Raw genomic sequence first — 16,063 nt, forward strand, 5'->3', positions numbered from 1 at the left:
ATACTTTTCTATTACAAGTACTAGCAACATCCTAATAGTATATAACCACTTAATATTCGTTGGGTTGATAAAAAAGGATTTTTTTTATGATTACCAATATTGATATTTCAAAAACCATGAGAATAAAACTAGATGAACACTTGCCTGAATATCCAAACTTTGTAGAAAATATACGTAGAGCGCCTGATCGAGGATTTTCTTTGCGAGAAGATCAAACGCAAATAGCCCTTAAAAATGCTCTACGTTATATTCCACAGAACCTACATAAAGATCTTGCTAGCGAATTTATGGAAGAGTTAACGCAGTTAGGTCGAATTTATGCTTATCGTTATCGTCCTCAAGGGAATATAAAAGCAAAGAGTATCAATGAATATCAAGGAAAATGTCTAGAAGGTAAAGCCTTTCAATTAATGATGGATAACAATCTTGATTTTGATGTAGCACTTTATCCTTACGAACTAGTAACATACGGTGAGACTGGGCAAGTTTGCCAAAATTGGATGCAATATCGTTTAATACAAAAATATTTGCAAAATCTAACAGAAAAACAAACTTTAGTAATAGAGTCAGGACACCCTTTGGGACTGTTTGCTTCTTCTGCAGAGAACCCTCGTGTTATCATCACAAATGGTCTAATGATTGGTTCATTCAATAATTCTAAAAGTTGGCACACTGCCACGCAAATGGGTGTCGCAAACTATGGACAAATGACCGCAGGTGGTTGGATGTATATAGGTCCTCAAGGAATTGTGCACGGAACTTATAACACACTCTTGCACGCTGGTAGATTAAAACTAGGCACAGAAGATGACCTGCGTGGTCGACTTTTTGTATCTTCAGGATTGGGAGGAATGAGTGGAGCGCAAGCAAAATCTATCGAAATAGCTCAAGGCGTCGGTATTATTGCTGAAACAGATAAATCGCGAATAACAACTCGTCATGAACAAGGATGGGTTGGAAAAATTGCAAATACCATGGAAGAAACCTTTGCAATAGCAAAAGAATATCAACAAAAATGCGAATCTATTTCGATTGCATATCACGGAAACATTGTTGATTTGTTAAAATTCGCTGTAGAAAACGACATAGCAATAGATCTTCTTTCGGACCAAACATCTTGCCATGCAGTTTACGATGGAGGTTATACACCTCAAGGAATTTCGTTCGCAGAAAGAACAGAACTATTAAAAAACGATCGCCAAAAATTCAAATCATTGGTAGATGAATCCTTATGCACCCATTACAAATATATAAAGGCTCTTGTAGCAAAAGGTACTTACTTTTTCGACTACGGAAATAGTTTTATGAAAGCGATTTTTGATGCCGGAGTAAAAGAAATTGCAAAGAATGGTATTGACGAGAGTAATGGCTTTATTTTTCCCTCCTACGTTGAAGACATTTTAGGTCCAGAGCTTTTTGATTATGGATATGGACCATTTCGTTGGGTGTGTTTAACTGGTGATAAAAAAGATTTAGAAAAAACAGACCAAGCAGCAATGGAGTGTATAGACCCTAATCGACGTATTCAAGACAAAGACAACTATATATGGGTACGTGATGCTGCCAAAAACCAAATGGTCGTCGGATCTCAAGCACGTATTCTATATCAAGATGCTGCTGGCCGTGTAAAAATAGCTTTAAAATTCAACGAGATGGTAAGAAAAGGAGAAGTAGGGCCAATTATGTTAGGACGCGATCACCATGATACAGGAGGAACCGATTCGCCTTTCAGGGAAACAGCAAACATTAAAGACGGTAGTAATGTTATGGCAGATATGGCAATACAGTGTTTCGCTGGAAATGCTGCTCGCGGCATGAGCTTGGTTGTTCTCCATAATGGAGGAGGTGTAGGTATTGGTAAATCTATAAACGGTGGTTTTGGCTTAGTTCTTGATGGAAGTGAGCGTATTGATAATACTATTAAATCTGCTATTAGTTGGGATGTAATGGGTGGTGTTGCTCGAAGAGCATGGGCTCGAAATATCAACTCAGTAGAAACATGTATGAATTACAATGAAAATGGAGAAGTAAATCATATTACTCTTCCTTATTTAACAGACAATGATCTTATAAAAAGCACTGTGGAAAAAGCGTTAAGAGATAATAAAAAATAATTTAGGGCGTGTCCTCATTCAAATAAAAAGACGTGACCTTGACCGTAGTCATAGTCGTTATCGTAGCCAAATAATTATAACATTTTGGAGAGCATAGAAACAATACGAGTTAACAAAAGTTTTCCATCTTGCCATTGTTGAGAATCAAGGGCTATTTACCTAGCTTCTTGTGTTATCTTACTTCATTGAATGAGGACAGGTCCTAATTAGAGTTAAAATAAACAACCTGAATACTTTTGTTAACAGGATAGAGGGTATTGTAGTATATCCAGAGAGGTTCCTAGGTACCTAAAATATTATTTTTTTTCGTCTTATCTATATTTCATGAATGGCAACATGCCTTAACAAATAAATTTAGTATATAAAAAATCATTACGTATCCACCTGTTATACATAAAGATAAAGCAAAATGCCTTTTGGATCTTAATTTTTTTTTAAAAAAAAAGACAAATAAGTATTGACATTGTTTGAAAACGCCTTATAATTACGACGAAAAATCACTACCCCGTGGTGTAATTGGTAGCACTGCAGATTTTGGTTCTGTAAGTTAAGGTTCGAGTCCTTACGGGGTAGCCAAAAAAAAGAATCGGCGCAAACCGATTCTTTTTCTTTTTATAGTGATTTTTTTGTTGACAAAGTACTCTATTCTATACGTTAATAGAGTGATTTTTTATAAAACACTGCACCTTATATAGGATAGTTTGGTAGATTATAGATATTTTATCCGCAATTTAGCAAACCAACCAAATCTTTTCAAATGAGACGAGATCGCCTACTAATTTTTTCAGGAACAGCACATCCTCAACTAACCAACAAAATCTGTGAATACCTAAATATTTCACAAGGGAAAGTATTTATTGATCGTTTTCCTGACAAAGAGGTTGATGTGAAGGTTGAAAGCGATGTGAGAGGCGCTGATGTTTTCATTGTACAGCCAACTTGCTGTCCTGCAAATGAAAATCTAATGGAATTACTAATCCTAATAGACTGCCTTCGCCGAGCATCCGCAGATAGAATCACCGCGGTGATTCCCTACTATGGTTATGCACGTAAAGATCGTAAAGATGAGGGACGTGTTCCAATAACAGCAAAACTAGTTGCCAATCTTTTGGTAAATTCAGGTGTTAACAGAGTTTTAACTGTGGATTTACACGCAGCTCAAATTCAAGGATTTTTTGACATACCTGTAGACCATCTCTTAGCGGGCTCCGTTTTTGTACCGTATTTTGAAAGCCTAAAAATACCAGATCTTGTTGTTGTGAGTCCTGATGTAGGAAGCCTAAAACAAGCTCGCTCGTACGCAAAACGCCTAAACGGCGATTTAGCTATAGTTGACAAAAGGCGGGAGTCTGCAGAAAAAGTAAGCTCTCTAAACATAATTGGAGATGTCAACCAAAAAAACGCTTTGCTGGTAGATGACATGATAAGCACCGGAGGCTCCATTGCTGAAGCATGTCGATTTGTAAAAAAACAAGGTGCAAAGAAAATATACATATGTGCTACTCACCCCGTTTTATGTGGTGATGCGACTGAAAAATTAAGAACACTACCTGTAGAAGAAATTGTCGTTAGCGACAGCATTCCGATTACAGGATCGAAGCAATTAGATAATTTGAAAGTAATTTCGCTTGCTCCTATGTTAGGAGAATGCATCAGGCGAATCAACAACAGCGAGTCTGTGAGTTACTTATTTCAATATTTTGGAAAAAGTTAGTTGGAAAGGAAATCGTTGTGAGTGTGCCCCTTTCTGTAAAGCAAAGAAGCCTTATTGGAAGCAATGCTTGTAAAAGAATACGTCAGAGTGGTGATATCCCGGGCGTATTGTACGGAGAAAAAAAAGGATCATTACATATTCAATTTTCTAACGAAGAATTTGTAATATATCAACGGCAAAAAGATCGTATCTTAGATCTCAAAATGGACGACAAAAATCAATCTGCAATTGTACAGAAGGTACAGTACGATTCTTTTGGTGATGAAGTTATTCATGTAGACTTTCTGAGAATTTCGGCTGAAAAAGAAGTTACTGTTCCTGTAGAGATTATTTTTAGAGGAACTCCTAAAGGTGTGCAATTTGGTGGTATGACAAATATACGCCTAAAGAAACTCCAAGTAACTTGTTTGCCTGATAATGTTCCAAGTGCAATTGCTATTGATATTTCAGATCTTGATGTGTCGGAACAATTTCGCATAAAAGACCTACCTGCAGCAGAGAAGTACAAAATAAGCAATCATCCTGAAACTATGGTTGTAATTGTTAGACCTCCTCGTAAGTCTAAAGGAAAAGCAGCAGAAGAAACAGAGGAGAAATAATTTTAATTGTTTGACAAAATTTTTTCATTTTTTAGTTGTCAACCTATCCAGAGTATAGATAGAATTATACTTGGTATTGGAAATCCAGGAAAAAAATATGCTGGTACACGGCATAATCTAGGATTTGCAGTAGTTGACAGTTTGGCTAAAGACTGGAACATCTCTTTTAATCAAGAAAAATTTAAATCATTAATCGCATTTTACCAATTTGAAAATAAAAATGTTTTGTTAGTGAAACCTCTGACATATGTAAATTTATCAGGGGAAGCAGCTAAAAAAATGTTGGATTATTTTCATTTAGATAATCAGTCGCTACTTATTGTTGTAGATGATATAAGTTTGCCTGTAGGTAAAAATCGTTTGCGTTTAAAAGGAAGTAGTGGTGGACACAATGGATTAAAATCCATTATAAAACACCTTGATTCCGAATGCTTTACTAGACTGAAAATGGGGATAGGAAAAAATAAAGACCAAGATCTTATTTCTTATGTTCTATCTCGATTTTCTGAAGAAGAGGTTCCAATCGTTAACAACGCGATCATGTCTGCCAAAGAAATGTGCCAACACTGGCTTTGTCAAGAATAATACAATAAATCAAGTTATCGATTAGTAGGAAAATAGTATGGTATCTAGAACCTATGAAGGACTATTTTTGCTAGACCCCACACTGGCCAACCAAGACTGGGATGGTTTAAAAAGTAAAGTAGTAGCACTTATTGAGCGTAGAGAAGGTCAAATTGTTAGTGCTAAAAAGTGGGGTGAAAGAAGACTGGCGTACGAAATAAAAGGACGTAAAAGAGGCACGTACCTTTTAATCTATTTTCAAATGCCAGCAGAGCATATAGCTACCTTAAAACGAGATATACAACTCTCTGAAGTTGTGCTTCGCAATATGATTGTAAAACATGATCGAGCCATTGATCAAGAAACGGAAGAAACGCAAGAAGAAGTGAAAGAAGAAGTGAAAGAAGAAGCGAAAGAGGAAGTGAAAGAGGAAGCAAAAGAGGGAGCAAAAGAGGGAGCTGAGGCTTAGTTCCAAATAAACTTGCTATGGTAGGGGAATGTATGTTTTAATAGCTCCTAACTTAAACAAAGTAAATATTAAACAAAATATCATTTTGGTATCTTGCGCGAAAACATTGTCACAGAACATAACTCCTATAGGAAGGTAATAATGGCTAGTTTAAACAAGGTTTTTCTCATAGGAAATCTCACAAGAAAACCTGATTTACGTTACACTCCAAGTGGTACCCCTGTAGCTGAATTTGGTTTGGCAGTAAATCGCAACTACACTACAAGTAGTGGCGAGAAAAGACGAGACACATGTTTTGTTGAAATTACTGTGTGGAGACGTAAAGCAGAAATTTGTCATGAGCATCTCACAAAAGGTAGCCCAGTATTTATCGAAGGAAGATTAGAGTTAGATACATGGGAAACTCGTACAGGCGAAAGACGTAGCAAGCTAAGAGTAGTTGCAGACACCTTACAATTTCTGAGCCGTTCAAAGAGTAAAGACAAGGAGTTTGACGGAAAAGTCGATTCACAAAGTTACAATGAATCTAGTGGTAATGAATCAGAATAAATACTTTACAAACCCCTAACAGAGTTTCTTCAGCGCCTCCATAAGGAACTTCTAAAAACATTCATGTTGTAAGAGGAACCTACTCAATTCTCACTATTCTCTCAAAACAGGGAATTGAAAAAAAATAAGATACCAAGTTTTATGAAGAAATTTTATTTATCAGCTAGGCATTTTGGATGCATGTTATTAAAAATAATGATGCTAATAAATAAAAAATTAAATAAAATGGTACATTGCTTTTTTTCTAAACCCTAAGAACTTTCAATCGTAATAATAATGAAAGTTCTAGGGCGTGTCCCTATTTAGATTTTTGAAAAATTCGAGTTATTTTAAGAGTAGCGAGGCACTTTGAAAAGTGCATAATATTGTTGCTTAAAAGTAACAAGGCTAGTGTTTTAAAGCACCGAATTATGGGAAATATGAATAGGGATAAACCCTATAATAAAGACAAATCATAACGATGTATGGAGATAATCACCATGATAGAACTTTTACTGAAAAAAGATGTCCCTAAATTGGGAAAAACAGGTAGTTATGTAAAAGTTAAGCCTGGATATGCAAGAAATTACTTGATTCCACAAGGACTAGGTGCTATTGCTACAACTGAAAATATACGACTTGTTGAAATAGCCAAAAAACGTATATTACAACAAGAAGCACTTGAAAAAGAACAACTAGTGGAAGTATCAAAAGGTTTAGAAAAAGCTGCATGTAATATTGAAGTTAAAGCCAATGAAGATGATACATTATTTGGCTCTGTGACATATGACATGATTGCTGCCGAATACCAAAAACAAGGTTTTAACTGTGTTAAAGCAGATACATTAAAGTTAGAAGATCCCGATGCATACCCTATAAAATCTTTAGGTATTTTTCCTATTGAAATTACTCTACACGAAGATATTGTTGCAAAAAGTAAAGTATGGGTAGTTAAAGAACAGGAATCTGGTGAGTAAAACGATAAACGATCCAAATTCACCTCATAGTGTTGCTGCCGAATTTGGCGTACTTGGCTCTATGCTCATTGAAGAAGAAATTGCAGGAGAGATAATTCAACTTCTCAATAAAAGCTGTTTTTTAGTACCAGCCAATCAAGTTATATTCGAAGTAATGATTCATTTATATGATAACAATAAACCCCTAGATGTAATAGTTCTTCAAGAAGAATTGAGATCTAGGGGTTTACTTGATCAAATAGGTGGAAGTGAATATTTATTCTCACTTGTAGAAGGTGTACCTTCTGCAGGAAATGTAGAACATTACGCACATGTTGTACGCGATAAGTCTATTTTACGACAGTTAATGGCTGCTGCTGATGAGATAGGCACGTTGACACGTAGTGGTAATGTAGATACAGATGATTTACTTGATCGAGCAGAACAACTAATCTATGAAGTTACGCAAAAAAAAGCAGTAAATGAACCTGAGCACATATACAATTTACTACTAAATATTTTTGCTGATATTGAAAATAGCAATCATGAGCCCGGCTTGTCTTCTGGTTTTCCTGATTTAGACAATTTACTTTCAGGTTTAAAAGGTTCTACTTTAAATATTCTCGCGGCTCGTCCAAGTATGGGAAAAACAAGTTTTGCACTTAATATTGCAGATAACGTAGGAGTTCGTCAAAGCGAAGGTGTACTCATTTTCAGTGTTGAGATGTCAAAAGATCAATTGGCACGAAATATGGTTTGTGCACGTGCGCGTATTAGTCCTCATAAACTTAGTTATGGAGTTGACGAAAAAGAATATAAAATTCTAACAACAGATGCAAGTGTATTTGCTCAAGCTCCTATTTATATAGATGATACTCCTGCTATCTCGATTCGAGAAATTCAAGCAAAAGCTCGTCGATTTAAAAACAAAAAAGACATTAAATTAATTATTATTGATTATCTACAACTTCTTGAAGGTCCAAAAGACAAAAAAGAAAATCGTCAGCAAGAGATATCTTTTATTTCGCGAAAATTAAAAGAAGTTGCTCGCGAATTAGATGTACCAATAATAGCACTTTCTCAGCTAAATCGCGCTGTAGACGCTAGAGATGATCATCGTCCAAGAATGTCCGATCTTCGTGAATCTGGTGCACTAGAGCAAGATGCTGACAGTATACTCTTTTTATATCGAGACGAATATTACAACAAAGAAACAACAGAACCAGGTATTTCGGAAGTAATTGTAGCGAAAAACCGAACTGGTCCAACAGGAAGTGTAAAACTGAGATTTATTAAAGAGTATATGAAGTTTATGGGAATTAGTTATCAAAAACCTACATAGTTAAACATTTCTCTGCCTTACCTTCCTTTTATACAAAACGGCTCGATGTTATTTTTTGCAAACTCTTTCTTTTGATAATTGCCTAAAGGAATCAGTTTACTTTCCTATCAAAATAAATTATAATCATAATCCTATAAATATTTTGTATCAAAACGTTTAACATCGATATTTGTCATAAAATAGTGGTTGATAAATGAAGCTAAGAGACCAACAAACTACTGGTCGCTTCTTTGCCATAAAATTTTCATTAAAGAGGGTTCATATGACTCGTCTACTTTTATTCACATTGATATTTTCGACATTTTTAATTGCGCAGAACAATAAGGTAAGCGAAGTAGAAGTAAAGGGATTACTTACTGTTGGTGAAGATTTTATAAAGGCTAAATTAGAAACACAACCAGGAAAAAACTATTCGCCACAATCATTACGCAATGACATATTAAAACTACACAAACTCAAACTATTTTCAAATATAGATGTGCAATTAGATCAAGTAACTGATGGACTAAAGGTTACTTTCCTTGTAATTGAAAATCAACTGCTTGGTAGGGTTAGAATTGTTGGTAATGTCAATATCACAAAAGAGCAAATTTTTGAAACAATAGAAATCGACAATGAACGCTATTTAGCGCCATACACTTTATCTATAGATAAGATCAAGTTAAAAGAATTTTATCATAAAGAAAGTTTTCTCTTTGTTAAAATTGAAACCAAAGTCATACCTCGTAATGGTTGGGTAGATGTTGAATTTCGTATAGATGAAGGTCCCGCTGTTTATATTTCAGAAATTAATTTTTTTGGAAATAAAAACTACGGAAAAGGACAGATAATCAAGCTACTCAAGACCCAAGAAACAGGTGCTATTACTTCTGTCATTTATGATGAAGCTACTTTAAATGAAGATTTAATATTGATACGTAATTTTTACCGCTCAGAGGGTTACCTTGATGCACGTGTAGAACTACGAGACGTAATATTTTCAGACACAAGAGAAGGAATGCGTATTAATATTAGTATCACCGAAGGAACTTTATATAAAGTAAACTCTGTGAATCTTGTGGGAAATACGCTTTTCAGTGAAGATGAGATTTTTGCACGATTAAAACTCAAAAAAGACACTCCTTTTAAACAAGCAGATATGTTTCAAGATAAATCACGTATTGAACGTATCTACGGCGAAAATGGTTTTATGAATGCGAAAGCTCGACCGCGATTTACTCTTCCGAAACTAAACGCTCGAGTTGTAGATATTACATACGACGTTACTGAAGGCCAAGAAGTTTATGTACAAAGAATAAGTGTTTCTGGAAACACACTGACTAAAGATCGTGTAATTCGCGATAATATTATTATTCACCCTGGAGAACGATTTTCTCTAGGTAAAATTGAAGTTAGTCAGCAAAAATTACGTCGCCTCAACTTTTTCGAATCGCTAAAAATGGACTTAGCAAATACTGAGGATGCAAATTGGAAAGACATTGCTATTCATGTAGAAGAAGGACGCACAGGTAACTTGCGTTTTGCTGCTGGGCTTACCTCTGATGTGGGTGTGGTGGGAGAAGTATCTGTCACTAAGCGTAATTTTGATATTACTAAATGGCCGCGTAGTTTTGATGAGTTTTTTAGCGGTGTCAGCTTTACAGGAGCAGGCCAAACTCTTTCTGTAAATCTTCAAGCTGGAGGAGAAATTTTACGCTTCAACGTTAACTTTACAGAGCCACGACTTCTTGGATATAATTTAATCTTTGGTGTCAACTTGTTTTCAAATGAAAGACAAAGAGAATCATTTGATGAAGAGCGCCTAGGAGCAAAACTTACCTTTGGTCGTAATCTCGATATAGATACCAAAATAAGCGCGAGCTATCGTTTTGAAAGTGTAAATATTAATGATGTAGATAATGATGCTCCTCAAGATGTTGTTGATGTTGAAGGAGATAATATTCTGTCTAGTATCATTCTCGATTTTACTATAGACACGCGCGACGATTTTATACTTCCTGCACGCGGTTATATTTTTGGAGTATCATACGAACTTGCAGGCACCTTGCTTGGTGGAGATCACGACTTCTCTAAAGTGAATTTTCGCCTTGCGTGGTTCCAAACTCTCTACACAAACGATGATGGCTTTAAACATATCCTCAGCCTTGGAAGCAGAATCGGCTTTGCACTTGCTCACTTAGATTCTGATCGTGTACCTATTTTTGAGCGCTTTTTCGCTGGAGGCGCGAGTTCAATTAGAGGTTTTGAATTTCGTACAGTAGGTCCTATCGATCCCGTAGGTTTAGAAGATCCTCTTGGAGGAGAATTATTATTTGTAAATACAGTAGAGTACTCTATTCCTGTATTTCAAAATACGTTTCGCATGGTACTATTTTCTGATTTCGGTAGTGTAGCTCCTGAAATTGAGGATGTCGACGTTATATTTGATGAATTTAGATTATCTGTAGGAATTGGTTTTCGAATCAAAGTTCCAGCTTTAGGACCACGTCCTTTTGCTTTAGACTTTGGTTTTCCAATATTATCAGAAGATACAGATGACAAGCAAATCTTTAGCTTTTCATTTGGCAAGCCTTTTTAACGGGAATAAATATGGCAACTATATCTAAAACAGCACATTTTGAAGGTGTTGGGTTACACACAGGAGAGCACGTTCAGCTCAACATACATCCTGCTCAAGTAGGGCATGGAGTAGTATTTGTACGCACGGATATCGAGTCTCAACCCAAAATACCAGCGAGCATAGATTACATAGATTATAGGCAAAGGCGCACAGCTCTTATGAATAACGGTGTTGAAATTCAAACTCCTGAACACTTTCTTGCTGCTTGCTATGGTTTAGGTATTGAAAATTTGCTTGTTGAAATTAGTGGAGCAGAACTCCCAGGTGCTGACGGAAGTGCATTACCATTCTGCAAAGCTTTACTTGGCGCTGGTATTGAGGAACAAAGTGGTAGTAAAACAGTCAAAGTTAGTTCTGAATTACAAGCAGATAGAGATAAAGCCTATATTAAAGTTACTCCAAGTGAAAAATTCGAAATAAAATATACCTTAGACCATGATCTAGACTTCTTTCCAAAACAAGTATTCTCACTAGTAGTCACTAAAGACAGTTTTTTAAAAGAAATTGCACCTGCAAGAACATTTGTTCTAAAAAAGGAAGTGGAGGCCCTTCAAAAGTTTGGTTTGGGAAAAGGAGCCACGGTTAAAAATACTTTAGTTATAGACGATAATGGTAGTATTATTGACAACGAACTGCGTTTTCCTGATGAATTTACTCGTCATAAAATACTTGACATTATTGGTGACTTTTTTCTACTCGGCGCACGACTACAGGGAAAACTTGAGGCCCATCGTTCTGGACATAACTTAAACGCAATGCTAGTAGAAAAAATTAGAGGTGCAGAGCATAAGTAGAGCATAAGAAAACACAATCAAGTGAGAATGTTTGAGATTTTTAGTGAAAAGGACGATGTACAATGTCAAATATAGAAGAAGTTCTCTCCAGTGACGAGTTAGAAGAAAGAGTTCAAGAACTAGCAGACCAGATAAGTGAAGACTACAAAGACGAAGAATTGACAATTATCACCGTATTAAATGGAGCGTTTATTTTTTCTGCCGATTTAGCAAGAGCAATAGATTTACCTATGCATTGCGAGTTTCTAAAAGTTTCGTCTTATGGAGATGCCAAAGTTTCGTCAGGGAATGTGAAGATGGTTCTCGATATAGATTCGAAAAAAGTAGAAGGTAAAAACATTTTAATTGTGGAAGATATTGTTGATACTGGAAATACCGTTCATTTTTTGAATCAACATTTTACAAAGATGAACCCTAAATCTATTAAGATATGTAGCTTGCTATTAAAAAAAGATGCTCTAAAACATGATTTGAAAGTAGACTACGTAGGTTTCTCTATACCGACTTTATTTGTAATTGGTTACGGTTTAGATTACGGTGGCCTTTATCGCGACTTACCATTTTTAGGTGCTATTGTTGAAGATGGTGAAAACTTAGACCGAGAAGCTTTGGCTCTTGAAAAAGGCCAGTAGGAATGTTAAAAAGCGTTTTTACTAAAAAAATTTCATCTAAATTTAGAAAACTACTAGAAGAAAAAGAATATAACAAAGCAAAAACCTTGTACGATAAGCATATTGCAAATATTCTTTCTCTTCGCGATGTGTGGATTCATGTATACCGTAAGAATTTAAAAGTAGGAGCCCATCAAACGGCTTTAACCATTGCCACTAATTTTGAAAACACAAGACAATGGATTGTGCCAGCAGTAACAAGCCTTGTACAAACCGCTCTTTGTTCAGGAGAGTACAAAAAAGCAAAAGAACTTTTGATGCAATTTCCTGCCCATTATTTTTCAATAATTGAAATTTTAAAAGAAATAAAACCAACTAAAAATTCCGACCTAAAAATCATTTTAGAAACAATAGAACCCCAACCACGCAGAGATAAAAACCAAGTTTTAGAGATTCTCAATGCAGCTCTTGTTATTCTGCAAGACAGTATTTATCGTCAAGGATTTCTATTTGAATTGCCAGAAGATGCAGAACTTTTCATTACTGGTGACCTACACGGAAATCGCAATAATTTCGAAATTATAAAATCAAAAGCTAAATTGCAAAAACATGGAAATCGCCATTTAATTTTCCAAGAAATTATTCATTCTCGAAGCTTTCTCGTTGACTATCGCGACGTTTCATTTTTAGAAGTAATTGACATTCTTGAACTCCTCGTTACTTTTCCAAATCAAGTTCACATCATACTTGGTAATCATGACCTCAACTTTTTTCTAAATCGATCATCTATGAGAAGTAAACGAAAACTAGACGATTATTTTTTCCGTGGTATAGAACTTATTTTTGGTGGTCCTGCTAATGAAATCATCAAAAAGTACAAGGAAATCATCACTTGGATGGCTGCTGCAATCAAATGCGACTCAATGATACTAACACACTCCAATCCTAGTTCTCATGACATGAAAAATTTCGACTTTGAACGATTAAAAAAAATATCAACTCTAAAACCCAAAAAAACTATCGACTTTTTGGTTTCAGGCCGTGATCATTCGGAAGAAACGGTTAAAACATTCTTACAAAAGTGCGAAAGTGAGTTTTCGGTAATTGGACATGAATTTTGTCGCAAAGGGTTTTCAGTTGCAAACTCTCAACAAGTTATTATCGACAGTTGTCATAATTTAGGTACTTATCTGTTGTGTCAGCCCAATAAAATAAATTCAATAGAACAATTACAGGCATGTATACATAATCTTCGCTAACGGAATTTTTTATGAAAAATACCAAACTATACAAAAATTTAAAGTCACATTATTGCAAAAAATTTCCCAATGACATTAAGAATTGTCAAATACGCGCAGCAGTACAAACATACGGTTACATACCTCTTGCATTTGAAATTGCACAAAAAGAGTTATCAAACCAAGATATATTTATCGCTTTAGATACCCTACTTGAAAAAAAATACAATCATCCTATCGAAGATTTAGGTTATGAGACAAGCTCTTGGTTACACCAAGAACAGCACAAAATAGAAACTCTTTGTATGTCGGGATTTCGCGATAGCGATAGAGGCTTTTTTCGCAACTATCTAATAAAAATAATCACCACTCCTAAGGGAAATACCCAATTACAATTACCAGCAACAACTTTTTATTTGCTACCTCCATATAGAAGAGATATGGCTTTTTCATCTGTCTATTGCCCTATTTCTACAGAAATTGATATAGAGGACGAAGATCTTCGCCAAAATTTAGGATGGGATGGAGAAAAACAACTATCTTTTTTTATACGTTTAAGTCAAAGTATTGGCCATCCTATTGTCATCGATTTACTGCCTCAAGTAGGGCGATTTAGCAAAACTATCTTTGCTCATCCCGAATGCTTTCTATGGAATGACCTAAAACATTTAATAAGCCATTTAGAACAAAAAATCCATGAAATTACTGAGAGAATGGGGTTACAAGGTTTTGCTCCTATGATTGTCAGAAACCTTCATGGGCTACCTTTATTCGAAAAAGAAGAAGGTATTGAAAAACAAGTTCTCAACGCTTTACGAGTAGAATACAACAAAAGGCGAAAACAAATTTTAGCTAAATATAAATTTGTTGATGGTGGCGATAAGGGCGTTCGTTGTGCAAAATTACAAGAAGATTTACTCCAAGATATTCAAAATATTGATATAAACGAGCTAGCAGAAAATTTTTCTTTTAGTGAAGAAATTACTCATGAAAATTTTTGTCAATTGTACGCTCAACTTGCAAAAATTGATTTTTATCTTGATAAAGAAAGAGCACACTTTTGCACTCAGCAGTTTATTGATTCCGTACAATGCGAAATCTTACAAAAAGTACAGCACTTAATTTATGAGAACGTAGGTCTTATTCACGATGAAAAAGATTTAGATGACGATGAACATAGAAATCTCATTGAAATATTTATTGCTTCTGGCTTGTGGCCTATTAGTGGAGGTTGTTGGAATAGTAGTGGCTATCCTATTTTTCGCCATATGTCTACAGAAAACTACCCTGTTAGTGACCATTATAACTACCAAGGGAACCTAGTGAGTGCATTTGCGGGAGATATGGACATAATCGCTCCATGGCATTTTGCTATTCCACATAAACATGAGCAAGCGTGTAACTTAAATTATCATGTCATTAAAAAGTACATAACTTACTGCGAAAAAATATACGATCGTTTTCAACCTAACGGCTTTCGTTTAGATCACGTAGATCACAGTGTTGACTACCCTGTGTCAATCAACGAACAAGGAAATCCTATTAGTTATAGAGCTCCATTGATTGTTTTTGCTGAACTAGCTAAAAAATTACGAAAGCAACAACCCACTTTTGCATTTCTAGCTGAATACATGGGATGGGGAGATGACAACAATCCTCATTTGTACGAAGCATATGCTAAAAACGCTATTGGGACAGCAATTTCTTTGGATATTGTCGGAGAATATCGCCACAATGCGAAAATAATTATTGAAGAAACCAACAAGCGCCTAGAGGAGTTTAATGCAAAACAGCAACAACAGAGTTTTACACTAACACATATATTCGACAATCATGATCGTAGTCATCCTGACATTGTCAGAGCGTTAAGTGAATTTAATGAAGAGCGGGCCTTGTTAAAATGGGTAAAATGTATATTTTTACCTGGAGGAATATTTGCGCAAAGATCAACTGTGTATCTCGACGGAAACGATACTTTCACACCAAATAAAGAATTTGCACAAATTTTTCTCAATACCGGACCACTTAATCGTTCGCAAAATTATCGATTTTTTAATGCCTTTTCTGCATTATATAGACATTCACTAAATGACAAAATTTTACGCTATGGAAAAGCAGAATTAATTTTTTGCGACACAGCAACACCAGAGTCAAACAACGCAGTTAGTGCTTGGAGTGTTCTAAATGAAAATCACCCACAACAAGGTTATTTGGTAGTATGCAATGAATACATTGACGACAACACTCCTTCTACTCCTGTTACTGTTAATGCTGCAATTCAAAGTATGCCTTCATATGAAATTGCCTCAGAAATTTTGGTACCACAAACAACTGAAATAATAAGAACGTTCGATAAAATACCTGAAATCATCCAAACAAAACAATCCAAAAATCTTGACATTAATCATAATAAGTGGATATGCATGAATCTAAAACATAATGAATTCCGTATTTTTGTAATTGAGGCTAAATAAGGACTTTCATTAGGGCGTGTCATCATTCAATACAGATAAA

The 16,063-nt window shown here is 35.4% G+C and carries 13 protein-coding genes and 1 tRNA gene; all 14 read left to right on the plus strand.

The window, feature by feature from the left end; translation table 11 throughout:
- Positions 1-86: 86 nt before the first annotated feature.
- Positions 87-2,114 (plus strand): urocanate hydratase, encoded by a 2,028-nt coding sequence (locus UABHE_RS13040; protein ID WP_372370780.1) that lies wholly within the window; start codon positions 87-89, stop codon positions 2,112-2,114.
- 501 nt (positions 2,115-2,615) lie between these two features.
- Positions 2,616-2,690, plus strand: a tRNA-Gln gene (locus tag UABHE_RS13045).
- Positions 2,691-2,871: 181 nt separating this feature from the next.
- Complete coding sequence (locus UABHE_RS13050) at positions 2,872-3,828, plus strand: ribose-phosphate diphosphokinase (protein WP_372370781.1); 957 nt, start codon at positions 2,872-2,874, stop codon at positions 3,826-3,828.
- 17 nt (positions 3,829-3,845) lie between these two features.
- Positions 3,846-4,427, plus strand: a complete 582-nt coding sequence (locus UABHE_RS13055; protein ID WP_372370782.1) for a 50S ribosomal protein L25 — start codon at positions 3,846-3,848, stop codon at positions 4,425-4,427.
- Positions 4,428-4,433: 6 nt separating this feature from the next.
- Complete coding sequence (pth, locus tag UABHE_RS13060; RefSeq protein ID WP_372370783.1) at positions 4,434-5,012, plus strand: aminoacyl-tRNA hydrolase; 579 nt, start codon at positions 4,434-4,436, stop codon at positions 5,010-5,012.
- 37 nt (positions 5,013-5,049) lie between these two features.
- Positions 5,050-5,460: a 30S ribosomal protein S6 gene (gene rpsF / locus UABHE_RS13065; protein WP_372370784.1), complete on the plus strand. Its 411-nt coding sequence runs from the start codon at positions 5,050-5,052 to the stop codon at positions 5,458-5,460.
- Between the two features lie 141 nt (positions 5,461-5,601).
- Positions 5,602-6,009, plus strand: a complete 408-nt coding sequence (locus tag UABHE_RS13070; RefSeq protein WP_372370785.1) for a single-stranded DNA-binding protein — start codon at positions 5,602-5,604, stop codon at positions 6,007-6,009.
- Between the two features lie 479 nt (positions 6,010-6,488).
- On the plus strand, positions 6,489-6,965 hold the full coding sequence (gene rplI / locus UABHE_RS13075; RefSeq protein WP_372370786.1) for a 50S ribosomal protein L9: 477 nt from the start codon (positions 6,489-6,491) through the stop codon (positions 6,963-6,965).
- Positions 6,958-8,286, plus strand: a complete 1,329-nt coding sequence (gene dnaB / locus UABHE_RS13080; RefSeq protein ID WP_372370787.1) for a replicative DNA helicase — start codon at positions 6,958-6,960, stop codon at positions 8,284-8,286. Before rplI ends, dnaB begins: the two co-directional genes overlap by 8 nt.
- Positions 8,287-8,548: 262 nt before the next feature.
- Complete coding sequence (gene bamA, locus UABHE_RS13085) at positions 8,549-10,864, plus strand: outer membrane protein assembly factor BamA (protein WP_372370788.1); 2,316 nt, start codon at positions 8,549-8,551, stop codon at positions 10,862-10,864.
- Positions 10,865-10,875: 11 nt separating this feature from the next.
- Entirely contained in the window at positions 10,876-11,700 is an 825-nt protein-coding gene (gene lpxC, locus UABHE_RS13090; protein ID WP_372370789.1) for a UDP-3-O-acyl-N-acetylglucosamine deacetylase, read from the plus strand.
- Positions 11,701-11,762: 62 nt separating this feature from the next.
- A complete protein-coding gene (hpt, locus tag UABHE_RS13095) occupies positions 11,763-12,332 on the plus strand; it encodes a hypoxanthine phosphoribosyltransferase (RefSeq protein WP_372370790.1) in 570 nt (189 codons plus the stop codon).
- A 2-nt stretch (positions 12,333-12,334) separates the two neighbouring features.
- A complete protein-coding gene (locus UABHE_RS13100; protein WP_372370791.1) occupies positions 12,335-13,570 on the plus strand; it encodes a metallophosphoesterase in 1,236 nt (411 codons plus the stop codon).
- A gap of 11 nt (positions 13,571-13,581) precedes the next feature.
- Positions 13,582-16,023 (plus strand): hypothetical protein, encoded by a 2,442-nt coding sequence (locus UABHE_RS13105; protein WP_372370792.1) that lies wholly within the window; start codon positions 13,582-13,584, stop codon positions 16,021-16,023.
- Positions 16,024-16,063 lie beyond the last annotated feature (40 nt).

This window comes from Candidatus Uabimicrobium helgolandensis, assembly GCF_041508025.1.
Taxonomy (GTDB): domain Bacteria; phylum Planctomycetota; class Uabimicrobiia; order Uabimicrobiales; family Uabimicrobiaceae; genus Uabimicrobium; species Uabimicrobium helgolandensis.

Coding starts and splice junctions, on each gene's coding strand:
- UABHE_RS13040 (WP_372370780.1), top strand. CDS start 87: ATGATTACCAATATTGATATTTCAAAAACCATGAGAATAAAACTAGAT.
- UABHE_RS13050 (WP_372370781.1), top strand. CDS start 2,872: ATGAGACGAGATCGCCTACTAATTTTTTCAGGAACAGCACATCCTCAA.
- rpsF (WP_372370784.1), top strand. CDS start 5,050: ATGGTATCTAGAACCTATGAAGGACTATTTTTGCTAGACCCCACACTG.
- UABHE_RS13070 (WP_372370785.1), top strand. CDS start 5,602: ATGGCTAGTTTAAACAAGGTTTTTCTCATAGGAAATCTCACAAGAAAA.
- rplI (WP_372370786.1), top strand. CDS start 6,489: ATGATAGAACTTTTACTGAAAAAAGATGTCCCTAAATTGGGAAAAACA.
- bamA (WP_372370788.1), top strand. CDS start 8,549: ATGACTCGTCTACTTTTATTCACATTGATATTTTCGACATTTTTAATT.
- lpxC (WP_372370789.1), top strand. CDS start 10,876: ATGGCAACTATATCTAAAACAGCACATTTTGAAGGTGTTGGGTTACAC.
- hpt (WP_372370790.1), top strand. CDS start 11,763: ATGTCAAATATAGAAGAAGTTCTCTCCAGTGACGAGTTAGAAGAAAGA.
- UABHE_RS13100 (WP_372370791.1), top strand. CDS start 12,335: ATGTTAAAAAGCGTTTTTACTAAAAAAATTTCATCTAAATTTAGAAAA.
- UABHE_RS13105 (WP_372370792.1), top strand. CDS start 13,582: ATGAAAAATACCAAACTATACAAAAATTTAAAGTCACATTATTGCAAA.